General features: G+C 64.6%; 25 protein-coding genes. 8 read left to right on the top strand and 17 right to left on the bottom strand.

The annotated features are described in order from the left end of the window. Positions 1-31: 31 nt before the first annotated feature. The 3 genes from coaBC to DFK10_RS05455 form a co-directional block, all read right to left on the bottom strand. Complete coding sequence (gene coaBC / locus DFK10_RS05465; protein ID WP_109387413.1) at positions 32-1,225, bottom strand: bifunctional phosphopantothenoylcysteine decarboxylase/phosphopantothenate--cysteine ligase CoaBC; 1,194 nt, start codon at positions 1,223-1,225, stop codon at positions 32-34. Between the two features lie 70 nt (positions 1,226-1,295). Then, positions 1,296-2,087, bottom strand: a complete 792-nt coding sequence (locus tag DFK10_RS05460) for a ChaN family lipoprotein (protein WP_109387411.1) — start codon at positions 2,085-2,087, stop codon at positions 1,296-1,298. Next, positions 2,084-2,962: an RNA polymerase factor sigma-32 gene (locus tag DFK10_RS05455; RefSeq protein WP_109387409.1), complete on the bottom strand. Its 879-nt coding sequence runs from the start codon at positions 2,960-2,962 to the stop codon at positions 2,084-2,086. The genes DFK10_RS05460 and DFK10_RS05455 overlap by 4 nt, the downstream gene beginning before the upstream one ends. A gap of 323 nt (positions 2,963-3,285) precedes the next feature. Here DFK10_RS05455 and DFK10_RS05450 point away from each other — a divergent pair, with 323 nt between their 5' ends. Continuing rightward, positions 3,286-4,797 carry a YifB family Mg chelatase-like AAA ATPase gene (locus tag DFK10_RS05450; RefSeq protein WP_109387407.1) on the top strand — a complete coding sequence of 504 codons (1,512 nt, stop codon included), beginning with the start codon at positions 3,286-3,288 and terminating at the stop codon, positions 4,795-4,797. Here DFK10_RS05450 and DFK10_RS05445 read toward each other — a convergent pair. The 4 genes from DFK10_RS05445 to rsmI form a co-directional block, all read right to left on the bottom strand. Further along, a complete protein-coding gene (locus DFK10_RS05445; RefSeq protein ID WP_109387405.1) occupies positions 4,767-5,663 on the bottom strand; it encodes an alpha/beta hydrolase in 897 nt (298 codons plus the stop codon). The genes DFK10_RS05450 and DFK10_RS05445 overlap by 31 nt on opposite strands. Next, positions 5,660-6,598, bottom strand: coding sequence for a glutathione synthase (gene gshB, locus DFK10_RS05440; RefSeq protein ID WP_109387403.1), 939 nt, complete (start codon positions 6,596-6,598; stop codon positions 5,660-5,662). The genes DFK10_RS05445 and gshB overlap by 4 nt, the downstream gene beginning before the upstream one ends. Positions 6,599-6,687: 89 nt before the next feature. Then, complete coding sequence (locus DFK10_RS05435) at positions 6,688-7,056, bottom strand: YraN family protein (RefSeq protein WP_109387401.1); 369 nt, start codon at positions 7,054-7,056, stop codon at positions 6,688-6,690. Then, the gene (gene rsmI / locus DFK10_RS05430) at positions 7,053-7,916 is read right to left on the bottom strand and encodes a 16S rRNA (cytidine(1402)-2'-O)-methyltransferase (RefSeq protein WP_109387399.1); all 864 of its coding nucleotides are present in this window, start codon (positions 7,914-7,916) and stop codon (positions 7,053-7,055) included. Before rsmI ends, DFK10_RS05435 begins: the two co-directional genes overlap by 4 nt. A 114-nt stretch (positions 7,917-8,030) precedes the next feature. On the opposite strand from rsmI, the gene DFK10_RS05425 reads away from it, so the two are divergent. The 4 genes from DFK10_RS05425 (at position 8,031) to murJ (ending at position 13,858) form a co-directional block, all read left to right on the top strand. Further along, positions 8,031-9,233 carry a penicillin-binding protein activator gene (locus DFK10_RS05425; protein WP_109387397.1) on the top strand — a complete coding sequence of 401 codons (1,203 nt, stop codon included), beginning with the start codon at positions 8,031-8,033 and terminating at the stop codon, positions 9,231-9,233. Then, entirely contained in the window at positions 9,193-11,997 is a 2,805-nt protein-coding gene (locus DFK10_RS05420) for a [protein-PII] uridylyltransferase (protein ID WP_235866769.1), read from the top strand. Before DFK10_RS05425 ends, DFK10_RS05420 begins: the two co-directional genes overlap by 41 nt. Positions 11,998-12,067: 70 nt before the next feature. Further along, entirely contained in the window at positions 12,068-12,304 is a 237-nt protein-coding gene (locus tag DFK10_RS05415; RefSeq protein WP_109387393.1) for a YdeI/OmpD-associated family protein, read from the top strand. A 12-nt stretch (positions 12,305-12,316) separates the two neighbouring features. After that, positions 12,317-13,858: a murein biosynthesis integral membrane protein MurJ gene (murJ, locus tag DFK10_RS05410; protein WP_109387391.1), complete on the top strand. Its 1,542-nt coding sequence runs from the start codon at positions 12,317-12,319 to the stop codon at positions 13,856-13,858. Here the strand turns inward: murJ and DFK10_RS05405 are convergent. Continuing rightward, positions 13,855-14,532, bottom strand: a complete 678-nt coding sequence (locus tag DFK10_RS05405) for a rhomboid family intramembrane serine protease (protein WP_109387645.1) — start codon at positions 14,530-14,532, stop codon at positions 13,855-13,857. The two genes, murJ and DFK10_RS05405, sit on opposite strands and share 4 nt — an antisense overlap. A 97-nt stretch (positions 14,533-14,629) precedes the next feature. Between DFK10_RS05405 and trpS the strand changes: the two genes are divergently transcribed. Continuing rightward, positions 14,630-15,649 carry a tryptophan--tRNA ligase gene (gene trpS / locus DFK10_RS05400; protein WP_109387643.1) on the top strand — a complete coding sequence of 340 codons (1,020 nt, stop codon included), beginning with the start codon at positions 14,630-14,632 and terminating at the stop codon, positions 15,647-15,649. On the opposite strand, the gene DFK10_RS05395 is transcribed toward trpS, so the two are convergent. Further along, a complete protein-coding gene (locus DFK10_RS05395) occupies positions 15,646-16,245 on the bottom strand; it encodes a hypothetical protein (RefSeq protein ID WP_109387389.1) in 600 nt (199 codons plus the stop codon). The genes trpS and DFK10_RS05395 overlap by 4 nt on opposite strands. Positions 16,246-16,327: 82 nt before the next feature. Beyond that, complete coding sequence (locus tag DFK10_RS05390) at positions 16,328-16,792, bottom strand: MmcB family DNA repair protein (RefSeq protein ID WP_109387387.1); 465 nt, start codon at positions 16,790-16,792, stop codon at positions 16,328-16,330. Between the two features lie 161 nt (positions 16,793-16,953). Between DFK10_RS05390 and DFK10_RS16420 the strand changes: the two genes are divergently transcribed. Then, complete coding sequence (locus tag DFK10_RS16420; protein ID WP_217810064.1) at positions 16,954-17,097, top strand: hypothetical protein; 144 nt, start codon at positions 16,954-16,956, stop codon at positions 17,095-17,097. A 229-nt stretch (positions 17,098-17,326) separates the two neighbouring features. On the opposite strand, the gene DFK10_RS05385 is transcribed toward DFK10_RS16420, so the two are convergent. Continuing rightward, entirely contained in the window at positions 17,327-17,878 is a 552-nt protein-coding gene (locus DFK10_RS05385; RefSeq protein ID WP_109387385.1) for an HdeD family acid-resistance protein, read from the bottom strand. A gap of 21 nt (positions 17,879-17,899) precedes the next feature. Further along, entirely contained in the window at positions 17,900-18,220 is a 321-nt protein-coding gene (locus DFK10_RS05380; protein ID WP_109387384.1) for a hypothetical protein, read from the bottom strand. A gap of 136 nt (positions 18,221-18,356) precedes the next feature. Here DFK10_RS05380 and DFK10_RS05375 point away from each other — a divergent pair, with 136 nt between their 5' ends. Beyond that, positions 18,357-19,886, top strand: coding sequence for an ATP-dependent DNA helicase (locus DFK10_RS05375; RefSeq protein WP_109387381.1), 1,530 nt, complete (start codon positions 18,357-18,359; stop codon positions 19,884-19,886). A gap of 3 nt (positions 19,887-19,889) precedes the next feature. Here DFK10_RS05375 and DFK10_RS05370 read toward each other — a convergent pair whose 3' ends face one another. The 5 genes from DFK10_RS05370 to DFK10_RS05350 are packed head-to-tail and all read right to left on the bottom strand — an operon-like array spanning position 19,890 to position 24,481. Beyond that, on the bottom strand, positions 19,890-20,645 hold the full coding sequence (locus DFK10_RS05370) for a TIGR02186 family protein (RefSeq protein ID WP_109387379.1): 756 nt from the start codon (positions 20,643-20,645) through the stop codon (positions 19,890-19,892). Continuing rightward, positions 20,645-21,568, bottom strand: coding sequence for a sulfite exporter TauE/SafE family protein (locus DFK10_RS05365; protein WP_109387377.1), 924 nt, complete (start codon positions 21,566-21,568; stop codon positions 20,645-20,647). The genes DFK10_RS05370 and DFK10_RS05365 overlap by 1 nt, the downstream gene beginning before the upstream one ends. 57 nt (positions 21,569-21,625) lie before the next feature. Continuing rightward, the gene (locus DFK10_RS05360) at positions 21,626-22,429 is read right to left on the bottom strand and encodes a purine-nucleoside phosphorylase (RefSeq protein ID WP_109387375.1); all 804 of its coding nucleotides are present in this window, start codon (positions 22,427-22,429) and stop codon (positions 21,626-21,628) included. Further along, a complete protein-coding gene (locus DFK10_RS05355) occupies positions 22,413-23,381 on the bottom strand; it encodes an ABC transporter permease (protein ID WP_109387373.1) in 969 nt (322 codons plus the stop codon). The genes DFK10_RS05360 and DFK10_RS05355 overlap by 17 nt, the downstream gene beginning before the upstream one ends. Continuing rightward, positions 23,381-24,481 carry an ABC transporter permease gene (locus DFK10_RS05350; protein WP_109387371.1) on the bottom strand — a complete coding sequence of 367 codons (1,101 nt, stop codon included), beginning with the start codon at positions 24,479-24,481 and terminating at the stop codon, positions 23,381-23,383. Before DFK10_RS05350 ends, DFK10_RS05355 begins: the two co-directional genes overlap by 1 nt. Between the last annotated feature and the right edge of the window lie 2 nt (positions 24,482-24,483).

Genomic DNA, 24,483 nt, shown 5'->3' with positions numbered 1-24,483 from the left:
ACTCTGGAAGGTAGACCCGATGCCGGGGCGCTCAACCCAGCGCCTCGGCGATCTTTTCCGCCAACCGCGCCGCCACCGCATGCTTGTCCATGCGCGGCCAGTCCTCGACCCCCTCGGCGGTGACAAGGTGCACCTTGTTCTCTGTGCCGCCCATGATACCCGTTTCCGGGCTGACATCATTGGCCAGGATCCAGTCGCAGCCCTTGCGCTCCCGCTTGGCGGTGGCGTGTTCGATGACGTTTTCGGTCTCGGCCGCGAAACCGACCACAAGGCCGGGCCGGCCGGTTTCGCGCTGGCTGACCGTGGCCAGGATATCCGGGTTCTCTGCAAAACCGAGTGTCGGCAAGCCGCGGGCATCTTTCTTGATCTTCTGGTCGCGGGCCTCGGTCACATGCCAATCGGCCACGGCGGCGGCGAAGATCGCCGCATCCGCAGGGTCCGCGGCCTCGACCGCCTCCAACATTTGCCGGGCGGTTTCCACGGCCACCACCTCGACCCCCGCCGGCGCGGGCACCGAGGCCGGCCCAGTCACGAAAGTCACCCGCGCCCCAAGGTCGCGCAAGGCAGCGGCGATGGCCGCCCCCTGTGCCCCCGAGGACCGGTTGGCGATATAGCGCACCGGGTCGATGGGTTCATGGGTCGGCCCGGACGTGACCAGCACATGGCGTCCCTTCAATGGCCCGTCGCCCAGCGCGGTGCCGATCGCTGCGACGATTTCGAGCGGCTCGGCCATGCGGCCGGGTCCGTATTCGCCGCACGCCATGTCCCCGTCATTCGGGCCGACGAAAAGGATCCCATCGCCGCGCAGAGTGTCGGCGTTGCGCCGAGTCGCGGGATGGTCCCACATGCGCACATTCATGGCCGGTGCGATCAGGACCCGCTTGTCCGTGGCCATCAGCAATGTCGAGGCCAGGTCATTGGCCAGCCCGCCGGCCATCTTGCCCATCAGGTCCGCCGTGGCCGGGGCCACGACCACGAGGTCGGCCGCGCGGGACAACTCGATATGGCCCATCTCGGCCTCGGCGGTCAGGTCGAAAAGCTCCTGATGCACCTTTTCCCCGGCCAGCGCCGAGACCGAAAGCGGCGTGACGAATTCCGCCCCCGCGCCGGTCAGAACAGGGGTCACGCGGGCACCCCGTTCGCGCAGCCGCCGGATCAGATCCAGCGATTTGAAGGCGGCTATTCCTCCGCCGATGATCAGAAGGATGGATTTGCCTTGCAGCACGGGCCGGGCCTTTCGTCAGAAGCGTCGGCAAACCGTATCGCGCCCCATCCGGCAGGGCAATGGACCGGCGTCAGCGGAACGCGTCGCAGGGGTCCTCGCGTTCGACGGCGGGCGTGGTGACGACCATATCGAACCCGCCGTCTAGCACCGTGCCGGTCTCGGCCTGCCCGAGACTGAACAGCTGCACGTCCGGACGGGCCAGCGCGATCATTGCGGGCATTCCCCAATCCTTGCGGGCGTGGCCATTTCCGGTGATCACCACCACCGGCCCACCATAGGCGTCAAGCCCCGCCAAGGCCGCGCGCGCAAGCTCGGCGTCGCGCAAGCGCTGCACCTCGACCATAGATGGCAACAAGTCTTCTGGCAGCGCATTGCAATGCACCTCGGCCTGAAGCGCCAGCCGCTGCGACAGCTCCGCCTCGGGCAAGGGCTGGTCCAGGTCGAACCGCGGCCCATAGCCGCTGAATACCTCCAGCGTGCCGCGCCGCATCGCCATTCGCGCGCTTTCCCGGGGAACAAGCGCGCCCAATACTGCGGCATCTGGCGCGGCGGCGAAGATCGGGTAATACATCGAGAAGTCCGGCAGCCCCGCCGCCTCGTCCCAGCCCAGCGCAGCCTTCAACTCGGCTTCGGGCGCGCCGGGCACATGCCGTTGCGCCTGCTCGAATGTCAGGAACTCGAAGACCAGCACGGTCGGGTCAAGCGCGGCGACGATCTCGGCCTGACGGGCATGATGGTGTGGGTTGTCATGGGTTTCGCCCAGAACGACGATCTGCGCACCGGACGCCTTGACCGCCTCGATCTCGGGATCGGCCGCCGCGGGCATCGCCACGGCGGCCAGCAGGAAAACCAGATGCCTCATACCAGGAAGTTGAGCACTTCCTTGGACTGGCCTTCAAGCGATTTGCGCATTTTCCCGAAGGCTGCGGCCTCCAGTTGCCGGATGCGCTCCTTGGACAGGCCGAGCTCGTCGCCCAGGCTTTCCAGCGTGCGCGGGTCGTCGCGCAGCTTGCGTTCGCGGACGATGAACTGTTCCCGGTCGTTCAGGGCCGACATGGCGGTCAGCAGCCATTGCCGCAACGTATCATTGTCGTGGTTGGCTTCGACCGTTTCGGCGGCCTGGTCACTGTCGTCTTCCAGCGCGTCGATCCATTCGCGCCCCTCGTCCTCGGTCGATTGCGTGGCGTTGAGCGAGAAATCCGAACCAGAGAGCCGGCCCTCCATCATCTCCACGTCGTGCAAGGGAACCCCGAGCTCGGTGGCGATGGCTTCGCGCAGCGACTGTCCATCCAGGGTTTCGCCACGGGCGCTTGCTTCACGCTCCAGCCGTGCCTGAATGCGGCGCATGTTGAAGAACAGTGATTTCTGGCTGCTGGTGGATCCGGTGCGCACCATCGACCAGTTGCGCATGACGTAATCCTGAATCGAGGCCTTGATCCACCACACCGCATAGGTCGAGAATCGCACGCCACGGTCCGGATCGAACTTGTCTGCGGCCTTCATCAGGCCCAGCGACGCCTCCTGGATCAGGTCGTTCATGGGGGCGCCGTAGCGCCGGAACTTCGACGCCATGGAAATGGCCAGCCGCATGTAGGCAGTGATCAGCCGATGCAGGGCTTGCTCGTCGCGCTGGTCGCGCCACGCATAAGCCAGTTTCAGTTCAGTCTCGGCGTCAAGCAGCTCGGCTTTCATGGCCGAGCGCGTGAAGTTTTGGTCGTTGGCAGTATCAAGCGCCATTTCTAAAACCCCCTGTCTGGTCATTCTGGGTAGACTTGAAAGAGTTACGCAGGACTTGCCGCCCCGGATCACCAAAACAGCAGAAATCCGCCGGGTTTCGCATCGAACAGTGCGCGGCATGACGCGCATGAGGGGGCTGATGAACCGTCCCTTTGCGAATGCAGCTGTCTTGCGACTGGTTCTCGCATGGCTGGCCGATGTGGGCCGGTTCCGACCTGTCCGTTGGCGAACCGGCGCTTGGACACCATTCCCGGTGATCCATTCACCGATCGTTAACCAACGGGATGGTTAACGTTGACCCAACTCAAGTCCGGGGTCGGTTCATGGTCTCAGTCGCCTACACGGTCGCCTTTGAAGGCGTCGATGCCCGCATGGTCGAGGTGCAATGCGCCGTGTCGCCCGGCCTGCCGGCCTTTTCCATCGTCGGCCTGCCCGACAAGGCCGTGTCCGAGGCGCGCGACCGGGTCCGCTCGGCCCTGTCGGCCATGTCCATCGCCCTGCCCTCCAAGCGGATCACCGTGAACCTCTCCCCCGCCGACCTGCCCAAGGAAGGCAGCCATTTCGACCTTCCCATCGCGCTGGCGCTGCTGGCCGCGCTGGATGTTCTGCCCGATGACAAGGTGGCCGAAACCGTGGCCTTGGGCGAATTGTCGCTGGACGGCTCACTTGTGCCGGTCATCGGAGCGCTTCCTGCGGCCATGGCGGCCGCCGAGGAAAGCCGCACCCTGCTCTGCCCGGTCGCCTGCGGGGCCGAGGCCGCCTGGGTCGATGCGGCGACGGTGATCGGCGCGGCCTCGCTGGGTGAAGCCGCGCGGCACTACACGGGCCAGACGACGCTGTTGCCCGCCGAACCCGGCGAGGTCACGAGCGGCCCGACCGGGCGCGACCTGTCGGACGTGAAGGGCCAAGAGCGCGCCAAGCGCGCGCTTGAGATCGCCGCTGCCGGGCGCCACCACATGCTGATGATCGGCACGCCGGGGTCCGGAAAATCCATGCTGGCCGCCCGTCTGCCCGGCATCCTGCCACCGCTGACCGCCACAGAGGCGCTGGAAACCTCGATGATCCATTCGCTGGCCGGGCTGCTGGACGAAGGCGGCATTTCCCGCCAGCGCCCGTTCCGCGAACCTCACCACACGGCCTCGATGGCCGCGATCGTCGGCGGCGGGCGCGGCGCGAAACCGGGCGAGATCAGCCTCGCCCATAACGGCGTGTTGTTCATGGACGAGTTTCCCGAATTCCCGCGCACCGTTCTGGAGACCCTGCGTCAGCCCATCGAGACCGGCGAGGTCATGGTCGCCCGCGCCAATGCCCATATCAAGTATCCCTGCCGCTTCATGCTGGTTGCCGCGGCCAATCCCTGCAAATGCGGCTACCTGTCCGACCCGGCCCGCGCCTGCGCCCGGGTTCCGCAGTGCGGCGAGGACTACCTGGGCCGGATCAGCGGGCCATTGATGGACAGGTTCGACCTGCGGGTCGATGTGCCGCCGGTGGCCTTTGCCGACCTGGATCTGCCGGACCCGTCGGAAAGCTCAGCCCAGGTGGCGGGGCGGGTCATGGCCGCGCGCGATGTGCAGTCGGCCCGGTTCGAGGGGCACGCCGCGCGGGTCAATGCCGACCTCGAAGGCGGCGCACTGGAAGAGGCCGCCGCGCCCGATACCGAGGGCAAGGACCTGTTGTTGAAAATTGCGGAACGGTTCGGCCTGTCGGCACGGGGCTATCACCGGGTGCTGCGCGTGGCCCGCACCATCGCCGACCTTGACGGGTCGGCCGATGTGCGCCGCCCGCATGTGGCCGAGGCCGTGGGCTACAGGCTCGCGCTGTCCAGCGAGGTCTGAATGACGTTCGCGATCTCGGCCACGGTGGCCGTCGACTCCGGCAATTGCCAATCCGCGAAGATGGGCCAGACATGGGGCAGGTTGTGTGCCTCGGTCAGATGCACATCGACACCCTGCCGTCGCAAGTGATCGGCCATCCGGCGCGCGTCGTCCAGCAGGATCTCGGTATCACCGACCCACATGTGAACTGCCGAGGCCCCAGGGAAATCCGCGTTCAGAGGCGTGGCGCGCGGATCGGCGGGATCGGCCCCCGCAAGATAGACTTCACCCGCTTTGGCCAGGCGCTCTGGCGGCAAAACGGCCTCGACCCGTGCATTGCCCGAGAATGACACACCGGAAAAGCTCAGGTCGGTCAGCGGCGAAAGCGCAATCGTGACGACGGGTTGCGGCAGGCCCTCTGCACAGATCAGCGACAACAGCACCAAGGCCAACCCGCCGCCCGCGCTGTCGCCGGCAAGGATCACAGGGCCCTTGGCAGAAAGCTCTCGATAGATGGCAATGGCAGCCTCCGGAGCCGCGGGAAAGGGCTGTTCGGGGGCCAGGGGGTAGTCGGGGATGATGACCCGCCGCCCGGCGGCCCTTCCGATGCGGGTACACATCCCATGGTAAGAGGCCGGATCACCAAAGACGTAGCCTCCGCCATGCAGGTAGAGGATGGGCGCGGAGTCGTTCTGCGGCCCGACCTCAAGCGCCGGAATTCCGGCAACCGAGATCTGACGCGCCTTGCGCGGCCGCCCGTAGATCAACCGCATGTTCATCGCGAAGCGGTTGCGCAGTTTCTCAGGTCGGTCGGCGGGCATCCGCGCCAGCGCGGGCCGCTCGATGCGGCGCAGCCAGGTATTGAGAAGCCGCGCACGCAGACTCATTTCTTCGCCTCGATCGCGTCCCAGATCAATCCCGCGACGTTGATGCCGTCGAACCGTTCCAGTTCCTGAATGCCAGTGGGCGAGGTCACGTTGATCTCGGTCAGCCAGTCGCCGATGACGTCGATGCCGACAAATATCTGACCCTTTTCGCGCAAAAGCGGCCCGATCCGCGCGCAGATCTCGCGGTCGCGGTCGGTCATCTCGACCTTTTCGGGACGGCCCCCCACATGCATGTTGGACCGGGTCTCGCCCTCGGCCGGAACGCGGTTGATGGCGCCGACCGCTTCGCCATCCACGAGGATCACGCGCTTGTCGCCCTTGGACACGGCGGGCAGGAATTTCTGCACGATCAGCGGCTCGCGGTTGATGCCCGCGAACAGCTCGTGCAACGAGACGAGGTTGCGGTCGCTTTCGGGCAGGCGGAAAACACCGGCGCCCCCGTTGCCATAAAGCGGCTTCAGGATGATGTCGCCGTGACGCGCGCGAAAGTCCTTGAGTGTCTGAAGGTCGCGGGCAATCGCCGTGGGCGGCGTCAGGTCCGGGAAATCGAGAACCAGCAGCTTTTCGGGGTAGTTGCGCACCCAGAACGGGTCATTCACCACCAGCGTATCGGGGTGGATGCGTTCCAGCAGGTGCGTGCTGGTGATGTAGCTCATGTCGAAGGGCGGGTCCTGGCGCAGCCAGACCACGTCCATCTCGGACAGGTCCACCTCGCGCTCCTCGCCCAGGGTGAAATGGTCTCCTTCGACGGCGCGCAATTCCAGATCCCAGCCGCGGGCCATGATGCGGCCCTCTTGGTAGGACAGGCGATCAGGCGTGTAATAGAACAGGCTGTGACCGCGCGCCTGCGCTTCCAGCCCGATGCGAAAGGTGCTGTCGGCTTTGATGTCGATGGGGCCGATCGGGTCCATCTGGAGGGCGACGGAAAGGGGCATGGGCGCATCCGGGTCTTGTTGGTGTTTCTCCCTACATGGCCCATCGCCCCCGATTGGGCAACGGCCCGCGGCGCACAAGCCCGGTGCGCTCAGGTCATGAAAGCGTTTTCCACGACCTCGACCCGGCCCGTGCCATCGACCAGCGCGACATCGAAGCGCATCTCCGAATCCGCTCCGCGCCCGGTGGCGTCCAGGTAATCCAGCGCAGCGGCCATGATCCGCCGCGCCTGCACAGGGGCGATCCTGGCCGCCGCGGCCGGGTGGTCGCGGGCCTTCTTGACCTCGATGAAGACCGTCTGCGTCCCGTCCCGTGCGATCAGGTCCACCTCCCCGGCCTGAGAGCGCCAGCGGCGCGCCTCGGCGATATAACCACGGCGTTCATAATGCCGCGCGACGCAATGCTCGGCCGCTTGACCGGCATGAAAGGCCGTCAGGCCCTTGTGTGACGCAGGTTTCATTCAGGTTCGTCCTTCAGGGCCAGCGCCATCTGGTAAACCTCGCGCCGGGGGCGGCCCATGGCCCCGGCAACGGCCGTGGCCGCATCCTTCACCCGCATGGTTTCCATCGCGTTAACAAGTGCTGCTCGCACCGCATCGTCATCGGCCTTCTCCTCGCGGCCCGGGGCGATCAGCACGACGCATTCGCCCTTGACCGAGTGCTCGGCCAGCCGCCGGGCTAGGTCTTCTGCCGGTCCCGACAGGCGTTCTTCGAAGCGCTTCGTCAATTCGCGGCATACCACCACCTCGCGCCCCGGCCCCATCGTGGTCGCGATGTCGGCGACAAGGGCCGCCAGGCGCTTTGGCGATTCATAGAGCACAACGGTGCCGGCCTGGTCGCGCAAGGCCGACAGCGCCGCGCGACGCGCGGTTTCCGCATTGGGCAGGAATCCCGCGAAATGGAACTGGTCGGTGGGCAGGCCGGCAACCGCCAACGCCGCCAGAAGGGCCGAGGCCCCCGGCACCGCCCAGACGGCCTGCCCCGCGTCGCGCACCGCGCGTGCCAGCCGGAACCCCGGATCGGCAAGAAGCGGCGTGCCAGCCTCGGACACATAGGCAACCGACTGCCCGCCGGCGATGGCACCGACCACCTTGTCGCGGGCCGCCGCACCGGAATGATCGTGATAGGCCAGCATTGCCCGTCCCTTGGTGACAAGGCCATGAATTTCCATCAGCTTTCGCGCCGTGCGGGTGTCTTCGGCCGCAATCAGATCGGCGCTCGCCAACACATCCAGCGCCCGCAAAGTGATGTCGCGGGCGTTCCCGATGGGGGTGGAGACAAGATACAGGCCGGGGTCCAGGGGAATTTCACGGTGATTCATGACTCGAAACTTCCGACATGGGCCTTATGATGCAAGCTTGAATCTTGAGGGCGTTCCTGCCCGTACCGACCACGGATCGCCAAAGCGGCGCCCGAGAAAGAAGTGAGACTGTTCATGTTTGCCCGTACCATGCGCCATGTCGATATTCCACGCCGCTTCGCTGCCCGGCTGTTTGCAGTGCTCTCACTGGTCTGGCTCGCCGCCTGCGACATGCCGGCCATGAACACCACCGGCCCCAGCGGCCAACGGATCGACCCCGCCGCGCCCGTGCAGGTGGCCCTGCTGGTGCCCGGCGGCGTCAACTCCGAGATGTCTCTGATCTCTTCGAATATCGAAAACGCCGCGCGCATGGCCATTTCCGAACTCGACGGGGCTCAGATCGACCTGCGTGTCTATACCACGAACCGCGATCCGGCGACGGCCGCTGCTGTGGCATCCCGCGCGGTTAACGAGGGCGCCAAGATCATCCTCGGCCCACTTGACGCCCAGAGCGCGATTTCCGCCGGCAATGCAGTGGCCGGGTCGAATGTGAACGTCCTGGCCTTTTCCAACAATCCGGTGGTGACCAACACGACCGGGTCCAACACCTTCGTCCTTGGCAGAACCTTCGAAAACATCGCAGAGCGCCTTGTCCGCTATACGATGGGCCAGGGGATTTCGCGCTATGCCATCGTGCATCAGGACGATCTGGCGGGCAGCGTCGGTCGTGATGCCATCGCCAGCACGGTCCGCGGCAGCGGTGCGACCGTGACCTCGATCCAGGTCTATCCCTTCTCGCAGCAAGGCATCTTCAGTGCGGCGCCGCAGATCACAAGCGCCGTGCGCAATTCCGGCGCGCAGGCGGTTTTCGTCACCGACACGATCAATGGAGGCTTGGCGCTTCTGGCGACGTCGATGGTCGACCAGGGGTTGGATCCTGCCCAGACGCCCTTCGTCGGCCTCACCAACTGGGAGGCAACTGGCCAGGCACTGACCCTGCCGGGACTTCAGAACGGCTATTACGCGCGACCCGACACCTCTTTGGCCGAACAGTTCTCTGCGCGGTATGCAGCGATCTACGGCGCGCCGCCGCACCCTCTGGCGTCGATCGCCTATGACGGGATCGCCGCCGTCGGCTCGCTCGTGGCCACCGGCGATTCCGGGGCACTGACAACGTCCAGCCTGACGCGGCGGTCCGGGTTCGCCGGGGCGACGGGCATCTTCCGGCTCAATGCCGACGGCACGAATGACCGCGCCCTTGCCGTGGCGCGAATCCAGAATAACCAGGTGGTGGTCGTTGACCCAGCTCCAAGAAGTTTCGGCGTCGGCGGGTCCTGAGCCTACCGCCGCCCTCCCCGATGACCTGATCCGTCCGGCTGCCGAGATCGTCGATCCAGCGGCCCTGCGGACACGACTGCTGGCCGCCGTCGAAGAGGCCGGCAGCGACCAGATGGAACGGCGCAAGGCCGCCGTGGCGGTGCTGCGCTCCGCCCAGTCCGAAGGTCGTGCGGCCATTGCCGAGGCATTCCGCGCAAGCCCCTTTTCCGCCAGCCCCACGACCCGCGCCTACGCCTGGCTGACCGACCAGCTGGTCGCGGCCACGTTCGAGCTGTCACGCAGCGTGTTTCATCCGGCCCACACGCCGACAGAGCAGGAAAGGCTCTGCCTGATCGCCGTGGGGGGATATGGACGCGGTGAAATGGCGCCGCAATCGGATGTCGACCTGCTGTTCCTCGCCCCCTACAAGCTGACACCCTGGGCCGAGAACGTCATCGAGTCGATGCTCTACATCCTTTGGGACCTCAAGATGAAGGTCGGGCACGCCAGCCGCACGGTGAAGGATTGCATCCGCCTGGCCCGTGACGATTTCACGATCCGCACCTCGCTGGTCGAACGCCGCTACCTCGCCGGGGATGCGAACCTGGCCGACACCTTGTCGGACAAGCTGCAATCGGACCTTTTCGCCGACACCGTGGCCGAATTCATAGAGGCCAAGCTGGAGGAACGCGATGAACGCCACCGCAAGCAGGGCGGTCAGCGCTACATGGTCGAACCCAATGTGAAAGAGGGCAAGGGCGGTCTGCGCGACCTGCAGTCGCTCTACTGGATCGGCAAGTATATCCACGGGGTCCACGATGCCTCGGACCTGGTGCGCCACAAGGTTTTTACCCAAGAGGAATACGACAGCTTCCGCACGGCGCATGAATTCCTATGGGCCGTGCGCTGTCATCTACACCTGATCGCCGGGCGCGCCACGGACCAGCTGACATTCGACATGCAGGTCGAAGTGGCCGCGGCCATGGGCTACGAGGATCGCAAGGGCCGCCGCGCGGTCGAGGTCTTCATGCAGGACTATTTCCGGCAGGCCACCGAGGTGGGCGAGCTGACCCGCATCTTCCTGACTGCACAGGAAGCCGCGCATCTCAAGACCGAACCGATGCTGCAACGGCTGCTCAAGCGTCGCCGCCGGGCCAAGCCGCCCTACGCGATCAAGCAGAACCGTTTGACCGTGGCCGACCCGGACGCCTTCCTGGGCGACAAGCTGAACTTGTTGCGCATATTCGAGGAAGCCTTGCGCACGGGCACCCTGCTGCACCCGGATGCCATGCGCCTGATCAAGTCGAATATCGAGTTGATCGACGATGAAATGCGGGCCGACCCCGAGGCGGCGCGGTTGTTCCTCGACCTGATGCTGAAACATGGCAATCCCGAACGGGCGCTGCGGCGGATGAACGAATTGCAGGTCCTGTCGGCCTTTATCCCCGAATTCGAACCCATCGTGGCGATGATGCAGTTCAACATGTATCACCACTACACGGTGGACGAGCACACGATCCAATGCATCAGCCACCTGGCCCGGATCGAGCGCGAGGAGCTGGACGAGGAACTGCCCGTTTCGACCGACATCATCCGGGGCGGGATCAATCGCAAGGTGCTCTATGTCGCGCTGCTGTTGCACGATATCGGCAAGGGCCGGGACGAGGACCATTCGGTTCTGGGCGCCCAGATCGCGCGCAAGGTCGCCCCGCGCCTGGGCCTGACCAAGAAAGAATGCGCCACGGTGGAATGGCTGGTGCGCTATCACCTGCTGATGTCCGACATGGCCCAGAAGCGCGACATCGCCGACCCGCGCACCGTGCGGGACTTTGCCAAGGCGGTGAAAACGCAGGACCGGCTGGACCTGCTTTGCGTGCTGACGGTCTGCGACATTCGCGGCGTCGGACCGGGCACCTGGAACAACTGGAAGGCCGCGCTGTTGCGGGCGCTCTACCGGCAAACCCGCACCGCGCTGGAAGAGGGCATGGAGGCGCTCAACCGCGAGGAACGCGGCTCGGAGGCGCGCAAGAACCTTCGCGCAGCACTCGAAGGCTGGTCGGAAAAGGCCATACGCCGCGAACTGGGCCGGCATTACCCGCCCTATTGGCAAGGGCTGCACGTGACCGCCCATGTGGATTTCGCCGAGCTTCTGCGCGACATCGACACCGACGAAATCCGTATTCGCCTGACCCCGGACGAGGACCGGGACGCCACCCGCGCCTGTTTCGCGATGGCCGACCATCCCGGCATTTTCAGCCGCATGTGCGGGGCGCTGTCTCTGGTGGGCGCCAACGTTGTGGATGCCCGAACCTTCACCACCAAGGACGGTTTTGCGACCGCCGCCTTCTGGATTCAGGATGCCGAAGGCCACCCTTATGACGAGGATCGCCTGCCGCGCCTGCGCAAGATGATCGAACGCACCTTGCAGGGCGAGGTCGTCCCAAGCGAGGCGCTGGCCAACCGTGACAAGATGAAAAAACGGGAAAAGGCCTTCCGCGTGCCCACCTCGATCACCTTCGACAACGAAGGCTCGGAAATCTACACGATCATCGAGGTCGACACGCGCGACCGGCCCGGCCTGTTGTATGATCTGACCCGCACATTGGCGACGCAGAACGTCTATATCTCCAGTGCCGTGATCGCGACCTATGGCGAACAGGTGGTAGATACCTTCTACGTCAAGGACATGTTCGGTCTGAAATTCCACGCCGAAAGCAAACGCAAGGCCCTGGAAAAGAAACTGCGCGAGGCGATTGCCGAAGGGTCGGAGCGAGCCCGGTCATGACCGCGGGGCTTCGCCTGTCGGGACGTGGCCGCGTCACCAAAATTCTGGAATTTTGGTCCGCGCGGACATCATGTCACTGACCCGGCCCCGCAACCCGATGCCCGACGATGTCGCGGCCGCCCTCGCCCAGCGCGGCCTCCGCGATGCCTTCGATGCGCGCCCCGCCTATCAGCGCAATGACTGGCTGGGCTGGATCGCCCGCGCCAAGCGCGAGGAGACCCGGCAACGGCGCATGGAAAAGATGCTGGCAGAGCTTGCGCAGGGCCATGGCTACATGGGAATGGAGTGGCAACCGCCCAGCCGCTGAGGACCGCGACCCTTGAAACCCATTCGCCTTGTCACCGGCTTTCTGACCGTGGGGGTCTGGACCCTGCTCAGCCGTATCATGGGCTTCGTCCGCGACATCCTGATCGCGGCCTTTCTTGGCGCAGGCCCGGTGGCCGAGGCCTTTCTGATCGCCTTCGCCCTGCCCAACATGTTTCGCCGCTTCTTCGCCGAGGGCGCGTTCAACATGGCCTTCGTTCCGATGTTCTCGAAAAAGGTCGAGGGCGGCGATGATGCGCTGGGATTTGCCAGGGATGCCTTTGCCGGGCTGGCAACGGTTCTGATCGTCTTTACCGGGCTGGCCCTGCTGATCATGCCGTGGCTGGTCGTGGCCATGGCGGGCGGCTTCATCGGTGACGAACGGTTCGATCTGGCCGTTCTATATGGCCGGATCGCCTTTCCCTATATCCTGTTCATCTCGCTGGCCGCCCTGCTTTCGGGGGTCCTGAACGCCGTGGGCCGTTTCGTGGCCGCCGCTGCCGCGCCGGTTCTGCTCAACGTGCTTTTCATCGGGGCCATGACCCTGGCCGTGCATATGGGTTGGAACGTGGGCGATGCGCTGGTCTGGACCGTGCCCGTGGCCGGGCTGGCACAGCTCGCCTTGGTCTGGGTCGCCGCCAAGCGGGCCGGTTATCACCTTAGGCCACGGCGACCACGCCTGACGCCGGAACTGAAACGGCTGGCCATCATCGCGGCACCGGCGGCACTGGCCGGTGGCGTTGTGCAGGTCAACCTGCTGATCGGGCGGCAGGTCGCCAGTTTCTTCGACGGCGCCATCGCGTGGCTGTCCTATGCCGACCGGCTCTATCAACTGCCGCTGGGCGTGGTTGGTATCGCCGTCGGTGTCGTGCTGTTGCCCGACCTGTCGCGCCGCCTGCGCGCCGACGATACCGAGGGCGGGGCCCATGCCTTCAACCGGGCGGCCGAGTTTTCTCTGGCCCTCACCATACCGGCGGCCGTCGCATTGGTGGTCATCCCCGTGCCGCTGGTCAGCGTTCTGTTCGAGCGCGGCGCCTTCGGCCCCGACGACACCGCGTCCACGGCGCTGGCGGTGGCCGTCTACGGGCTGGGCCTGCCGGCCTTCGTCATGCAGAAGACCCTGCAACCGCTCTACTTCGCGCGCGAGGATACGCGGCGCCCCTTTTATTACGCGGTGGTGTCCATGGTGGTGAATGCCGCCATCGCCATAGGGTTGGCACCATTCATCGGCTATATCGCCGCCGCCTTCGGGACCACGCTGGCCGGATGGGCCATGGTCTGGCTGCTGTGGCGCGGCAGTCGCGGCATGGGCGTCGCCGCACTTCTGGATATGCGGTTCAAGCGACGGTTGCTGCGTATCATACTGGCGGCGCTATTGATGGGCGGGTTGCTTTGGGTGGCGGTTCTGGCGATCGGGCCGTGGCTGGGTGTGCCAACCCTGCGCTATGCCGCGCTGGCCCTGATCGTGGGGATCGGGATCGCGGGATATTTCGGCCTTGGCCATTTGCTGGGGGCCTTCCGGCTTGCGGAATTCAAGTCCGCAATGCGGCGCGGCTAGCGCTGTCGCACCCGGGACAGGAATTGCTGCCAACCGCCCGGTGCCACGAGCGGCGCCAGGGCAAGACCAATGACAAAGCCGGTGGCTTCGGCGATCCAAATCGGCGTGGCGCCGAAAATCATGGACCAGACCAGCATGAGGCCCATCAGGATGCCGATCAGGGTAAAAGCGCGATACTGGTTCTCGCCCATCCTGCCCAGGGTCAGCCACATCATGTAGGTGTAGGCCCCGATCAGGCCGTAGATGCCCGGATAGGCCCCGACCAGCCCGACATTGCGCGGGCTGAACAGGCCATAGACCAGCGCCCCGAAAATGGCCGAGCCGAAGAACAGGATCACGAAGGGCACGGGGCGATAGGCCTCGCCCACGAACTTGCCAAGCGCCAGCAACAGCACACAGGCCCAGAGCGTGTGCGTGAAGGAATAATGGATGAAGATGTAGCTGACGAAACGGCGCAGCATGTCGACACCGAAATCGCCCGCCCCGAACACCTGTTCCACGACGGCGGGCGCGAAGGCGTAGTCCTGCATTGCCCCGGCGCGCCAACCGATCCCCGACGGCCCGCCCACGAAGCCGCTCTCGGCCGCGGAAAAGACCAGTTCGACCCCGGCGATCAGCAGCACAAGGGCCAGCGGGACCGGCGGGATGGCGTTGAAGGGGCTTTGGTTGTCCATTGCGCGGCTGTCCTTCGGTTGACGGGACTTGCCCCCGTGGGTAAGCGAGTGCGACCCGCTTTTCCAGCCCCCAACAGACCAGATGGCGACCACATCCATGACCGATGCATCCTTCACCCCCCGCGTCTTTTCCGGGATCAAGCCCTCGGGCGGGCTGACCCTTGGCAACTACCTTGGTGCGATCAAGCGCTGGGTCGACATGCAGGACGAGGCGATGGAGAACATCTATTGCGCCGTGGACCTGCACGCCGTCACGGTCTGGCAGGATCCGCACGCCCTGCGCCAGGGCACACGCGAGATCGCAGCCGGGTTGCTTGCTGCCGGGATCGACCCGGCCCGCTCGATCCTGTTCAACCAGAGCCAGGTGCACCAGCATGCCGAGTTGGCCTGGCTGTTCAACTGCGTGGCGCGTGTCGGCTGGATGAACCGCATGACCCAGTTCAAGGACAAGGCCGGCGCGAATGCCGAGAAGGCGTCGCTGGGCCTTTATGCCTACCCGTCGCTGATGGCCGCCGACATTCTGCTGTATCACGCGACCCACGTGCCGGTGGGCGAGGACCAGAAACAGCATGTGGAGCTGACCCGCGACATCGCCGCCAAGTTCAACCACGATTACGGCGTTGATTTCTTCCCCCTGACCGAGCCGGTGATCGAAGGGCCGGGCACCCGCGTGATGAACCTGCGCGACGGGTCCAAGAAGATGTCGAAATCCGGCGAAAGCGACATGGAGCGGATCAACATGCTCGATGACGCGGATACGATCGCCAAGAAGTTCAAGAAGGCCAAGACGGACCCGGAACCCCTTCCCGAAACCGTAGAGGGGCTGGCCGGTCGCCCGGAAGCCAAGAACCTTGTCGATATCTATGCCGGTCTGACCGACCAGACCGCCGAGGCGGTCATCGCGGAATTCGCCGGGGCCGGCTGGGGCAAGTTCAAACCGGCGCTGGCGGACCTCGCAGTGTCGAAACTCGCGCCCATCTCCGACGAAATGAAGCGCCTGCTGGACGACCCCGCCGAAATCGACCGCACGCTTGGCCGCGGCGCGGAAAAGGCCCGGACCATCGCCGCGCCGATCCTGCAGCGCACCTACGAGATCGTCGGTTTCCTGAAAAGCTAGGACTTGTCCCTATCGTCCTCTCTCAGCGAGCGGCGGAGAGCGGACAGGTCTTGCTGAAACCCGGTCTCGTCACCGAAATCGACGAATCGGTGATAATGGCCGTGTGACCCGATCACCGGACGGGAATGCTTGATCGGGCACCAGAAGGTCTCGGTGCGCGCGGCAACCTCTCGCACCCAGCCGATCAGGCCGTTGGCATAGCCGCAATAGATGCAGTTCAGCTTCTGTAGCCCATTGAGATAGGCCAGGTGCTGCCGGTCGATCACGATATGCTCGCGTCGCGGCACCTTGGCGATACCGTAGACCGGAAAACAGATCGCCTGGTACAGGCTGACGAAGAGGTCCAGCAACACCAGAGGCACGATCAGGATATAGATGAACGGCGCGGTCAGCACGACCAGCGGGCGGGTTCGCGACAGGAAGCTGGACAGACGTTCCCGCGCGGCCCGATGACGGGCCCGCATCTCCGTGTCGAAAACCACGCGGCTTCTTTCCAGTTGGTATCGAAACTTGCGCCGCTTTTCTGCAAGCTCGGCTTCCAATGCGTCTTCCAGTTCGGAAATACGGCGTGTCAGGTCTTCGTAAGAGGACGGCATGTCAGGCTCCGATTATGTGCCTCCCAAGCAAAGCATGTTCGACGGCCCAAGTCACCAAATGCCCTGTTCGAAGAGGGTTGGGCTAACCCCAGGATTCCAGAACGCCCGGATCACGCAGCCCCTGCAACCGCAGCGCGGCATGCCGGGCGAATTTCTGGGTCATGACCTTGCGACGCGCGCCGGCCAATTTGTCCTCCGGCCCCATACGAATGATTTCCGCGTCATAGGCATCGGCGATGATCAGGCCGGTTTGCTCGGGCAACAGCTCGGTCGGGAAATGCGCATCCACCGCCCAAAAGAACCTGTCGCACCATTCGAGATAGCCGTCCCATTTGCGATCCGACCGGTAGTCGGCACGCGACGATTTGCATTCCACCACCCAAATCTCGCCCTTGGGGCCCAGCGCCATCACGTCCACGCGCAACCCGCGCGTCGGCACGAGTTCTTCGACGCAGGCAAATCCGTGCGCCTGCCGCAAATGGCGGCAGACACCGCGGGCCAGCACCTGACCGGGCATCAGGGCATCGATTGGACGATCCTCGGGCATGGGTCAAACATGAACAATTCGTGAACATTAATCAAGGCTTCGCCCGATGTGACGAGAATGCGGCGGAATGCACCCGGCTGCACACTGCATTTCCGCGCCCCCGCCACATTTTGAACAGAGCGGCAGGCGATTCAGGTCACATCTGCTAAACGGAGCCTGCCATGTCCATTCTTTCCCAGATCACACCGCTGGAGATCGCACTCGCCGTTCTGACCGTGGGTGCCGTCGAAACCCTGCTGTGCCGGTTTGCGCCAGCGACAATGGTTGGCCCCGAGGGCTGGCTCTTGCGGCGCGATCTGGCCTGACCGGGAACGGACCCCCTTGTCGCTCGGCCCTGCGCAGCCTATGTCGCGACTCGGCGGGTGTCTGCGCTTCGCGTGAAACGGGTTCATTCCGGTGGCCTTAAGCAAATCCGAGGGAGCTGGCTCTGTTCAGGCCGTGGTCTGATTACCTGGCGCCCACCTGTTCAAACAGGTCCTCGGGAATAGCACACCCAAACGGTTGTCGTGGTGCCCGCCACCCCTTCCTTCGACTTCAGACCGAGCGGGACAGCGCGATGAAACCGATGCCGCTGGTCAACAGGTTCAGCCCCACCATAAGGCCAAGCGCCCACATCGCCGCCCCCGGCAGGCCCAGGACCAGCAGAAACGCCAGGACCAGCGACGCGATCCCCGACAGCACCATCCAGACCCAGCCCCGTGCCGCACGATGGGTCAGCCCCATCCACAGTTCCACGACCCCTTGAATGGCGAAGAGCGCCGCCATCAGAATGGTCAGCCCGACAAGCCCGGTCAGCGGAAAGAAGGAAAGGTAGACACCGAGCGCGAGGTGCAGCACCGCGACGAGCCCTGTCCAGAGCGCCGCGTTCCAGCGTCTTGCCTGAAAGGCTTGCCACAGCATCACCGCTCCGGCCAGCAAGAACACCCAACCGATCATCACCTTGGTCAGGATGGACCCGACGACCGGGAACACGATCAGCAGCAATCCGATCAGGCTCAGGATCACCCCGAGCCAGAAGATCCGGCCACGATTTTCACGCAGCCGGTCCAGAAGTTCGCCGGGAAACTGGTTCAGAGGGTCGGTCATGGCAGAGCCGCGCGGCTTGCTTCAGCCGCGCTGGTCGGCGTGGCGCACCGGGATCGGTTCGGCCAAGTGGACTGGGATATGCTTGCCGCCGCGATCGTCGTCGTCATCCTCGGCCATCGACATGATCTTGATGCCGAACTGCACACCGGCAAAGACGATGCCGTTGAAGATCCACATCATGATCACCGCGAGGATACCGGCCGACGACCCCGAGACCAGCCCCCACAGACCCACCACGTCGAATGCAAGAAGCATCCCGACGAAGACAGCCGCCGCAGCGAAGCCGATTGCGCAGCTTTTGATATAGAGCTTGATGAGGTCGGGCGTTTTCTGAGTGGTCATTGGAACAGCCTCCTTTGCATGTAACGTAACAACGAAACGTCATGAGTCCAGTGGTGGCCCATTGGCCAGCGACCTTTTGCCATGGGGCTGCCGCTTCACGCTTGGCATTCGACAAAGCGCTGCCTAGTGTCCCGCCATGCCGCAGACCGCCCTTACCTTCTCCGACGATCAGGCCGAGGCCTGGGACGTGATCGCCGAGTCGCTGAGGGGGGCCGGCGTCGATCTGTTCGAGGCAACGACGACCCCGCCGCGCGACGGCGACGGGGATCGCACCCTTGCGGTTCTGGGCAAGGCCGGCAGCGGCAAGACGATGCTTCTGGCTCGCCTCTACGAGGCCCTGAAAGACGCTGGCGTGCGCGTCGTATCAGGCGATTGGGAGGGACGCCGGCGCAAGGACAAACGCACCCTGGCGATCCTTGCCCCGACCAACAAGGCGGCCAGTGTCCTGCGCACACGGGGCGTGCCCGCGACCACGATCCATCGCATCCTCTATACCCCCGTCTACGACCCGGAATACGAAAAGGTCGCCGAATGGCTGGCCGGAGAAGGCGAAAAACCCGAGATCGAGGGACTGAGCGACACCGCGCTGGACCGTGCCTGGGCCTCCTATCAGGTGAACAGCTCGGTCCCTGCCGCCCTTGCGGCCGCCGGTTTGCGCGGATCGGATTTCATCACCGGCTGGAAACGGCGTGACGATCCGCTGGATATCGGGTTCGTCGACGAAAGCTCGATGCTGGATGCGAAGCAACTGGAAGACCTGCAAGAGATCTTTCCGACTTTGGTCCTGTTCGGTGACCCCGCCCAGCTGCCGCCTGTGAAGTCCGAAGGCGGTGGCATGGTCTTCGACAGCCTGCCCGACAAGCACAAGCTGGAGCTGCACCGCATCCACCGGCAGGACGCGGACAACCCGATCCTCGACCTCGCCCATGCGCTGGCAGACCCGCAGCTGGATTTCCACGGCTTCGAGCGGATGATCGAAGAGATCGCAGCCAAGGACGACCGGGTGGTGATGGCGCAACGGGTCGAATCCGACCTGATGGCGCGGTCCCCCGTTCTGGTCTGGCGCAATGCCACGCGAATCCGCCTGATCCACGCCTTCCGTGCGGCCTTTGGCGCGCCGGATGACGAATTGCTGGAAGGCGAGCCGCTGATCTGCGACGGGATCGAATTGCCGCTCAAGCACCGCAAGAAGCGGCTGGACCTGGAGGCGCGCGGCCTGATCAAGGGCGCACAGGTGATCTATATGGGACCGGGCCGCCGGCCCGGGTTCAGCCGGCTGCACGTGATCGGGGCCGAGGATCCGCAGGTCAGCGCCGCGTCAATCGTCAAGATCGAAAGCCAGGTCGAGGACGAGGAGCCCTTCATCCCCTTCGCGGCGCGCATGGGGGCAACATTTCTGCACGGCGCGGCGGTGACGATCCACAAGGCACAAGGGTCTCAGTGGGAGAACGTGCAGGTCTTCGCGCCCGACATCTACGCCGCCAGCCGCATGGGCCGGGTCGAGGCCGGGCAACCCCTGTGGAAGCGCCTTGCCTACGTCGCGATCACCCGGGCCGAGGAGCGCCTGTTCTGGGTGGTGCGCAACCGCCTGGCCCGCCCGAGCGGCACCTTGACCATCGCCGATCTGAAAGCGCCGGCCGCGCCGCTGGAACTGGAAGCCGAATAGCGCCTAACGCTGCAACAAGCGGAACGCGGCCGAGGCCCCCCACCCCGCCGCGATGGCGATCGCCAGCGACATCAGGCCGTAGATCAGGGGCTGGTTACGGGACAGTTCGTAGAGCCAGCGTTCCAGCCCCACCTTGTTCACCGCAATCGAGGTCTCGTAGATGTCCACCACGTTGCCGTCCCGCGTCAGGAAAATGCGCGTCCGATACGGCCCCTCGGTCAGGTTCGCGGGAAGCGTAACCTGGCCGCGAAACAACGTGTCCTCTTCCAGGTCCACAGCGTTTTCCAGCACCTGGTAGAGCCCGGCCCCGGCGCGGATGCGGATCAGCGCCTCAGTGAAGGCTTCCGCGTCGGTCACGTTCATGGGCGCACCGACCGACCGGATGGCGCGGGGAATGGTGATGTCGTGGCGCAGGTCCTCGACCTGGCGCAAGGCGGTCTCCATCGGGGCAGAGCTGAGTACGGCGTAGAAGGAGGGCGCCTCGTCCACTTCGACCGCGTCGACATTCACCCAGATCCCGGCCACGCGGTCCTTGCGGCGTACCGTGATGGGCTCGGACGGGCCCGCCAGGGCGATGATCACCTCAAGGTTCGAGTCCTCCGGGATCGGCTCTTCGCGCTTGATCGCGCCGAAGATCAGGATGTCGGAACCGTCGAAGGTGGCGGTGATCGCCACCTCGTCGCGTGACAGGCCCAACACGACCTGCTCCGCCCGCAGTGGCAGGGCAAGAACCATGAACAGGACGAGCCAGCGCAGCATCAGTGCCCCCCCGCCGTGCCGAGCGAATAGATCTCCGAGGGCGTCAGCAACAGGTCGAGCGCCAGCTTGCCGCAGACCACCAGCACCAGCGCCGCCAGCAGGATGCGCAGCTGTTCCGCCTTCATCCGGGTTCCGATGCGGGTGCCGATCTGCGCCCCGATCACACCGCCGACCAACAGCAACACGGCCAGCACGATGTCGACGGTGAAGTTCGTCGTCGCATGCAGCAGCGTGGTGAAGGCCGTCACGAAAATGATCTGGAACAGCGAGGTGCCCACGACCACCTTGGTCGGCATGCCCAGAAGGTAGATCATCGCCGGCACCATGATGAAGCCACCGCCCACACCCATGATGGCGGACAGGATACCCACAAAGACCCCGACCAGAAGCGGCGGGATGACCGAGATATAGAGGCCGGACACCCGGAACTTCATCTTGAAGGGCAGGTTGTGGACCCAGGTATGCTTGCGCCGCTCGCTGACGGAGGCGCCGCCGGCCGCGCGGGTCTTGCGCAGGGCGCGCAGGCTTTCGATGAACATCAGCCCGCCGACGATGCCGAGGAACACGACATAGGACAGGCGCACCAGCAGGTCGACCTGGCCCATCGCCTTGAGGTAATTGAAAATCACGACACCCAGCGCCGCGCCGATCAGACCGCCGACCAGCAGCACCGTGCCCATCTTGAGGTCCACGGTCTTGCGCCGCAGATGTGCCAGCACACCGGAAAAGGACGAGGCGACGATCTGGTTTGCCTCGGTCGCGACAGCCACCGCCGGCGGGATGCCGATGAAGAACAGAAGCGGCGTCATCAGGAAGCCGCCGCCGACCCCGAACATGCCCGAAAGCACACCCACCATGCCGCCCAGCCCAAGAAGGAGGAAGGCGTTCACCGACACCTCGGCTATCGGGAGGTAGATCAACATATCCCCAATAGCCATGCCACACGGTCAAGTGCAACTCAAAGCTAAGGGAAATGCCCGCTAAAGCGCCCTGAGGAACCCGCGCAGCACCTTTTCCAGCTTTGCCGCGCCCAAGGGCGCCATGGCCTTGGTGTGTTCGTGACTGATGGCTTCGTCGCTCATCCCGGCGGCCATGTTGGTGATCGTGGAGATCGCGGCGCAGCGCAGACCCAGGAATCGGCCCAGGATCACCTCGGGCACCGTGGACATGCCGACCGCGTCGGCGCCCATGCCACGAATGGCGCGAATCTCGGCCGGGGTTTCGAAGGACGGACCCGAATACCAGGCATAGACACCGTCATGCATCTTGATCCCTTCGGCTTGGGCCGCATTGTGCAGCGCAGCGCGGAAATCCGGGTCATAGGCTTCGGTCATCGGCACGAAGCGGGCATCGGTCGGCTCTCCGATCAGGGGGTTCCGGCCCGAGAAGTTGATGTGATCGGACAGGCACATGATGTCGCCGGTCGGCATGTCCGGATCGAGCGACCCGGCGGCATTGGTGGCGATCATCGCCTCGGCGCCCAGCGCCTTGAGCACTTCCAAAGGCAGGCGCATGATATCGCCGCGCCCGGTTTCGTAGTAATGCGCGCGGCCACCGAAAACGGCAACGCGCTGGCCTTCCAGCTGGCCGATCACCAGTTGCGGGACGTGCCCCGAGACCCCGGCATGGGGAAAGCCTTCGAGCTCGTCATAAGCGATTGCCACGCCGTCCACCGCGCCCGAAAGATGGCCCAGGCCCGACCCGAGGATCAGGCCCAGACGCACCGGCGCATCCCCCGCGATCTCGCGGATCTTGTCGGCCAGCTCCTCAGCGTTCCTTGACATAGGGCTGTCCGATCGCGTTGGGCGGCATGGCGCGGCCGATGAAACCGCCAAGGATGATGACGGTCAGGATGTAGGGCAAGGTCTGGGTGAACTGCACCGGGATGGTGAACAACCCGAAGACATCGATATTCGGATAGAGGTTCGACACGGCCTCTAGCAGACCGAACAAGAGGCAGGCCCCCATGGCATGGAGCGGCCGCCACTTTGCAAAGATCAGCGCGGCCAGCGCGATATAGCCACGCCCGGCGGTCATTTCCTTGCCGAAGCCCGCCGCCTGCGAGGTGGACAGGTAGGCCCCGGCAATCCCGCAAAGCAGGCCTGTAATAAGCAGCGCCTTGAAGCGCATGCCCACAACCGAGACCCCGGCGGTATCAACCGACGAGGGGTTTTCGCCCACCGCGCGCAGACGCAGCCCGAACCGGGTGCGGAACAGCACCCACCAGACCAGCGGCACCGCGAGGAACGCCACGTAGACCAGCGGCTTGTGGCCCGAGATCAGCTCGGAATAGATCGGGCCGAGGATCGGCACATCGCGCAGCGCGTCGGCGAAAGGCAAGGTGATCTCGCTGAACCGGGCGGACCCGGCCAGGGTCGGCGTCTGTCCGCCCTGACGATAAAGCGCATCGCCGACAACAACCGTCAGCCCCGAGGCCAGAAAATTCAGCGCGACGCCGGAAATGATCTGGTCGCCGCGATAGATGATCGAGGCAACGCCGTGGATCATGGCAAATATCAGAGAGGCCAGCATGCCCGCCGCAAGCCCCATCCAGACCGAGCCGGTCTCGTAGGCGATGGCGGCAGCGACGAAAGCCGAGATCAGCATCTTCCCTTCCAGCCCGATATCGACGATGCCCGAGCGTTCCGAGAACAGACCCGCAAGGCAGGCCAGCAACAGGACAGTGGACAGCCGCAGCGTGGAATCCAGCGTCAGGATGAATTGCAGAAAGTCCATCACGCGGCCCCTTTCTTGTGCAGGCGCAGGAAGATCTTCTCGATCGGGTCGCGGGTCATGTTCACCAGTGCGCCGGTAAAGATGATGATCAGCGCCTGGATCACCAGCACCATTTCACGGCTGATTTCGGGCATTTCCCACATCAGTTCGAACCCGCCCTGGTTCAGCATCCCGAACAGGAAGGCCGCCAGAACGATGCCGAACGGGTGATTGCGGCCCATCAACGACACGGCGATGCCCATGAAGCCCGCGCCCTCGACGAAGTCCTTGATCAGCCGTTCCTGTTCGCCCATCACGACGTTGATTGCCATCATCCCGGCCAGCGCGCCGGAGATCAGCATGGCGATGATCGTCACCCGGACCGAGGAAATCCCCGCGTAAAGCGTTGCGCCGGGCGAATTGCCGAAAGCGCGGATCTCATAGCCGATGCGCGACCGCCAGATCAGCAGCCAGACCAGGATGGCGGCGCCGATGGCGAGGAAGAAACTGATATTCGCCGGGGCCGACTTGTTGAAGGCGATGCCGAAGGGTTGCAGCATCTCGTGGAAATTGGGCAGATGCGCCCCTTCCGAGAAACTGCGCGATTCCGGCACCTGTTGACCGGGTTTCTTGAGCAACCCGTTCAGAAGATAGCCCAGGATCGCCGCGCCGATGAAATTGAACATGATCGTCGTGATCACGATGTGGCTGCCGCGCTTGGCCTGCAGATAGGCCGGGATCGCCGCCCAGCCGGCGCCGAACACGCTGGCGCCGATGATCGCGGCCGGCAAGGCCAACGTCCAATGCGGCCAGTCGATCGCCAGAAGCACCAGCGCGGCACCAAGCCCGCCGATCGCCGCCTGCCCCTCGCCGCCGATATTGAACAGCTTGGCGTTCATCGCCACGGCGAAGGCCAGCCCGGTGAAGATGAAATTGGTGGTATAATAAAGGGTGTAGCCGATGCTGCTGGTGGACCCCAGCGCGCCCTTGACCATGAAATAGACCATGTCGATGGGGTTCTGGCCGATGGCCAGCACCACAAGGCCCGCGACGATGAAGGCCAGGGCGATATTGATCAGCGGCACCAGGACAACGTCGGCCCAGCGGGGTAGTTCGTTCATCT

The organism is Salibaculum griseiflavum (assembly GCF_003129565.1).
GTDB classification, from domain to species: Bacteria; Pseudomonadota; Alphaproteobacteria; order Rhodobacterales; family Rhodobacteraceae; genus Salibaculum; species Salibaculum griseiflavum.
Note: the sequence above shows the minus strand (reverse complement) of the source record. Positions and strands in the feature narration are given on the sequence as shown.

Excerpts from the sequence above, each read along its gene's own strand:
- DFK10_RS05460 (WP_109387411.1), bottom strand. The coding sequence starts at position 2,087 with ATGAGGCATCTGGTTTTCCTGCTGGCCGCCGTGGCGATGCCCGCGGCG.
- DFK10_RS05455 (WP_109387409.1), bottom strand. The coding sequence starts at position 2,962 with ATGGCGCTTGATACTGCCAACGACCAAAACTTCACGCGCTCGGCCATG.
- DFK10_RS05450 (WP_109387407.1), top strand. The coding sequence starts at position 3,286 with ATGGTCTCAGTCGCCTACACGGTCGCCTTTGAAGGCGTCGATGCCCGC.
- DFK10_RS05445 (WP_109387405.1), bottom strand. The coding sequence starts at position 5,663 with ATGAGTCTGCGTGCGCGGCTTCTCAATACCTGGCTGCGCCGCATCGAG.
- gshB (WP_109387403.1), bottom strand. The coding sequence starts at position 6,598 with ATGCCCCTTTCCGTCGCCCTCCAGATGGACCCGATCGGCCCCATCGAC.
- DFK10_RS05435 (WP_109387401.1), bottom strand. The coding sequence starts at position 7,056 with ATGAAACCTGCGTCACACAAGGGCCTGACGGCCTTTCATGCCGGTCAA.
- rsmI (WP_109387399.1), bottom strand. The coding sequence starts at position 7,916 with ATGAATCACCGTGAAATTCCCCTGGACCCCGGCCTGTATCTTGTCTCC.
- DFK10_RS05425 (WP_109387397.1), top strand. The coding sequence starts at position 8,031 with ATGTTTGCCCGTACCATGCGCCATGTCGATATTCCACGCCGCTTCGCT.
- DFK10_RS05415 (WP_109387393.1), top strand. The coding sequence starts at position 12,068 with ATGTCACTGACCCGGCCCCGCAACCCGATGCCCGACGATGTCGCGGCC.
- DFK10_RS05405 (WP_109387645.1), bottom strand. The coding sequence starts at position 14,532 with ATGGACAACCAAAGCCCCTTCAACGCCATCCCGCCGGTCCCGCTGGCC.
- trpS (WP_109387643.1), top strand. The coding sequence starts at position 14,630 with ATGACCGATGCATCCTTCACCCCCCGCGTCTTTTCCGGGATCAAGCCC.
- DFK10_RS05395 (WP_109387389.1), bottom strand. The coding sequence starts at position 16,245 with ATGCCGTCCTCTTACGAAGACCTGACACGCCGTATTTCCGAACTGGAA.
- DFK10_RS05390 (WP_109387387.1), bottom strand. The coding sequence starts at position 16,792 with ATGCCCGAGGATCGTCCAATCGATGCCCTGATGCCCGGTCAGGTGCTG.
- DFK10_RS16420 (WP_217810064.1), top strand. The coding sequence starts at position 16,954 with ATGTCCATTCTTTCCCAGATCACACCGCTGGAGATCGCACTCGCCGTT.
- DFK10_RS05385 (WP_109387385.1), bottom strand. The coding sequence starts at position 17,878 with ATGACCGACCCTCTGAACCAGTTTCCCGGCGAACTTCTGGACCGGCTG.
- DFK10_RS05380 (WP_109387384.1), bottom strand. The coding sequence starts at position 18,220 with ATGACCACTCAGAAAACGCCCGACCTCATCAAGCTCTATATCAAAAGC.
- DFK10_RS05375 (WP_109387381.1), top strand. The coding sequence starts at position 18,357 with ATGCCGCAGACCGCCCTTACCTTCTCCGACGATCAGGCCGAGGCCTGG.
- DFK10_RS05370 (WP_109387379.1), bottom strand. The coding sequence starts at position 20,645 with ATGCTGCGCTGGCTCGTCCTGTTCATGGTTCTTGCCCTGCCACTGCGG.
- DFK10_RS05365 (WP_109387377.1), bottom strand. The coding sequence starts at position 21,568 with ATGTTGATCTACCTCCCGATAGCCGAGGTGTCGGTGAACGCCTTCCTC.
- DFK10_RS05360 (WP_109387375.1), bottom strand. The coding sequence starts at position 22,429 with ATGTCAAGGAACGCTGAGGAGCTGGCCGACAAGATCCGCGAGATCGCG.
- DFK10_RS05355 (WP_109387373.1), bottom strand. The coding sequence starts at position 23,381 with ATGGACTTTCTGCAATTCATCCTGACGCTGGATTCCACGCTGCGGCTG.
- DFK10_RS05350 (WP_109387371.1), bottom strand. The coding sequence starts at position 24,481 with ATGAACGAACTACCCCGCTGGGCCGACGTTGTCCTGGTGCCGCTGATC.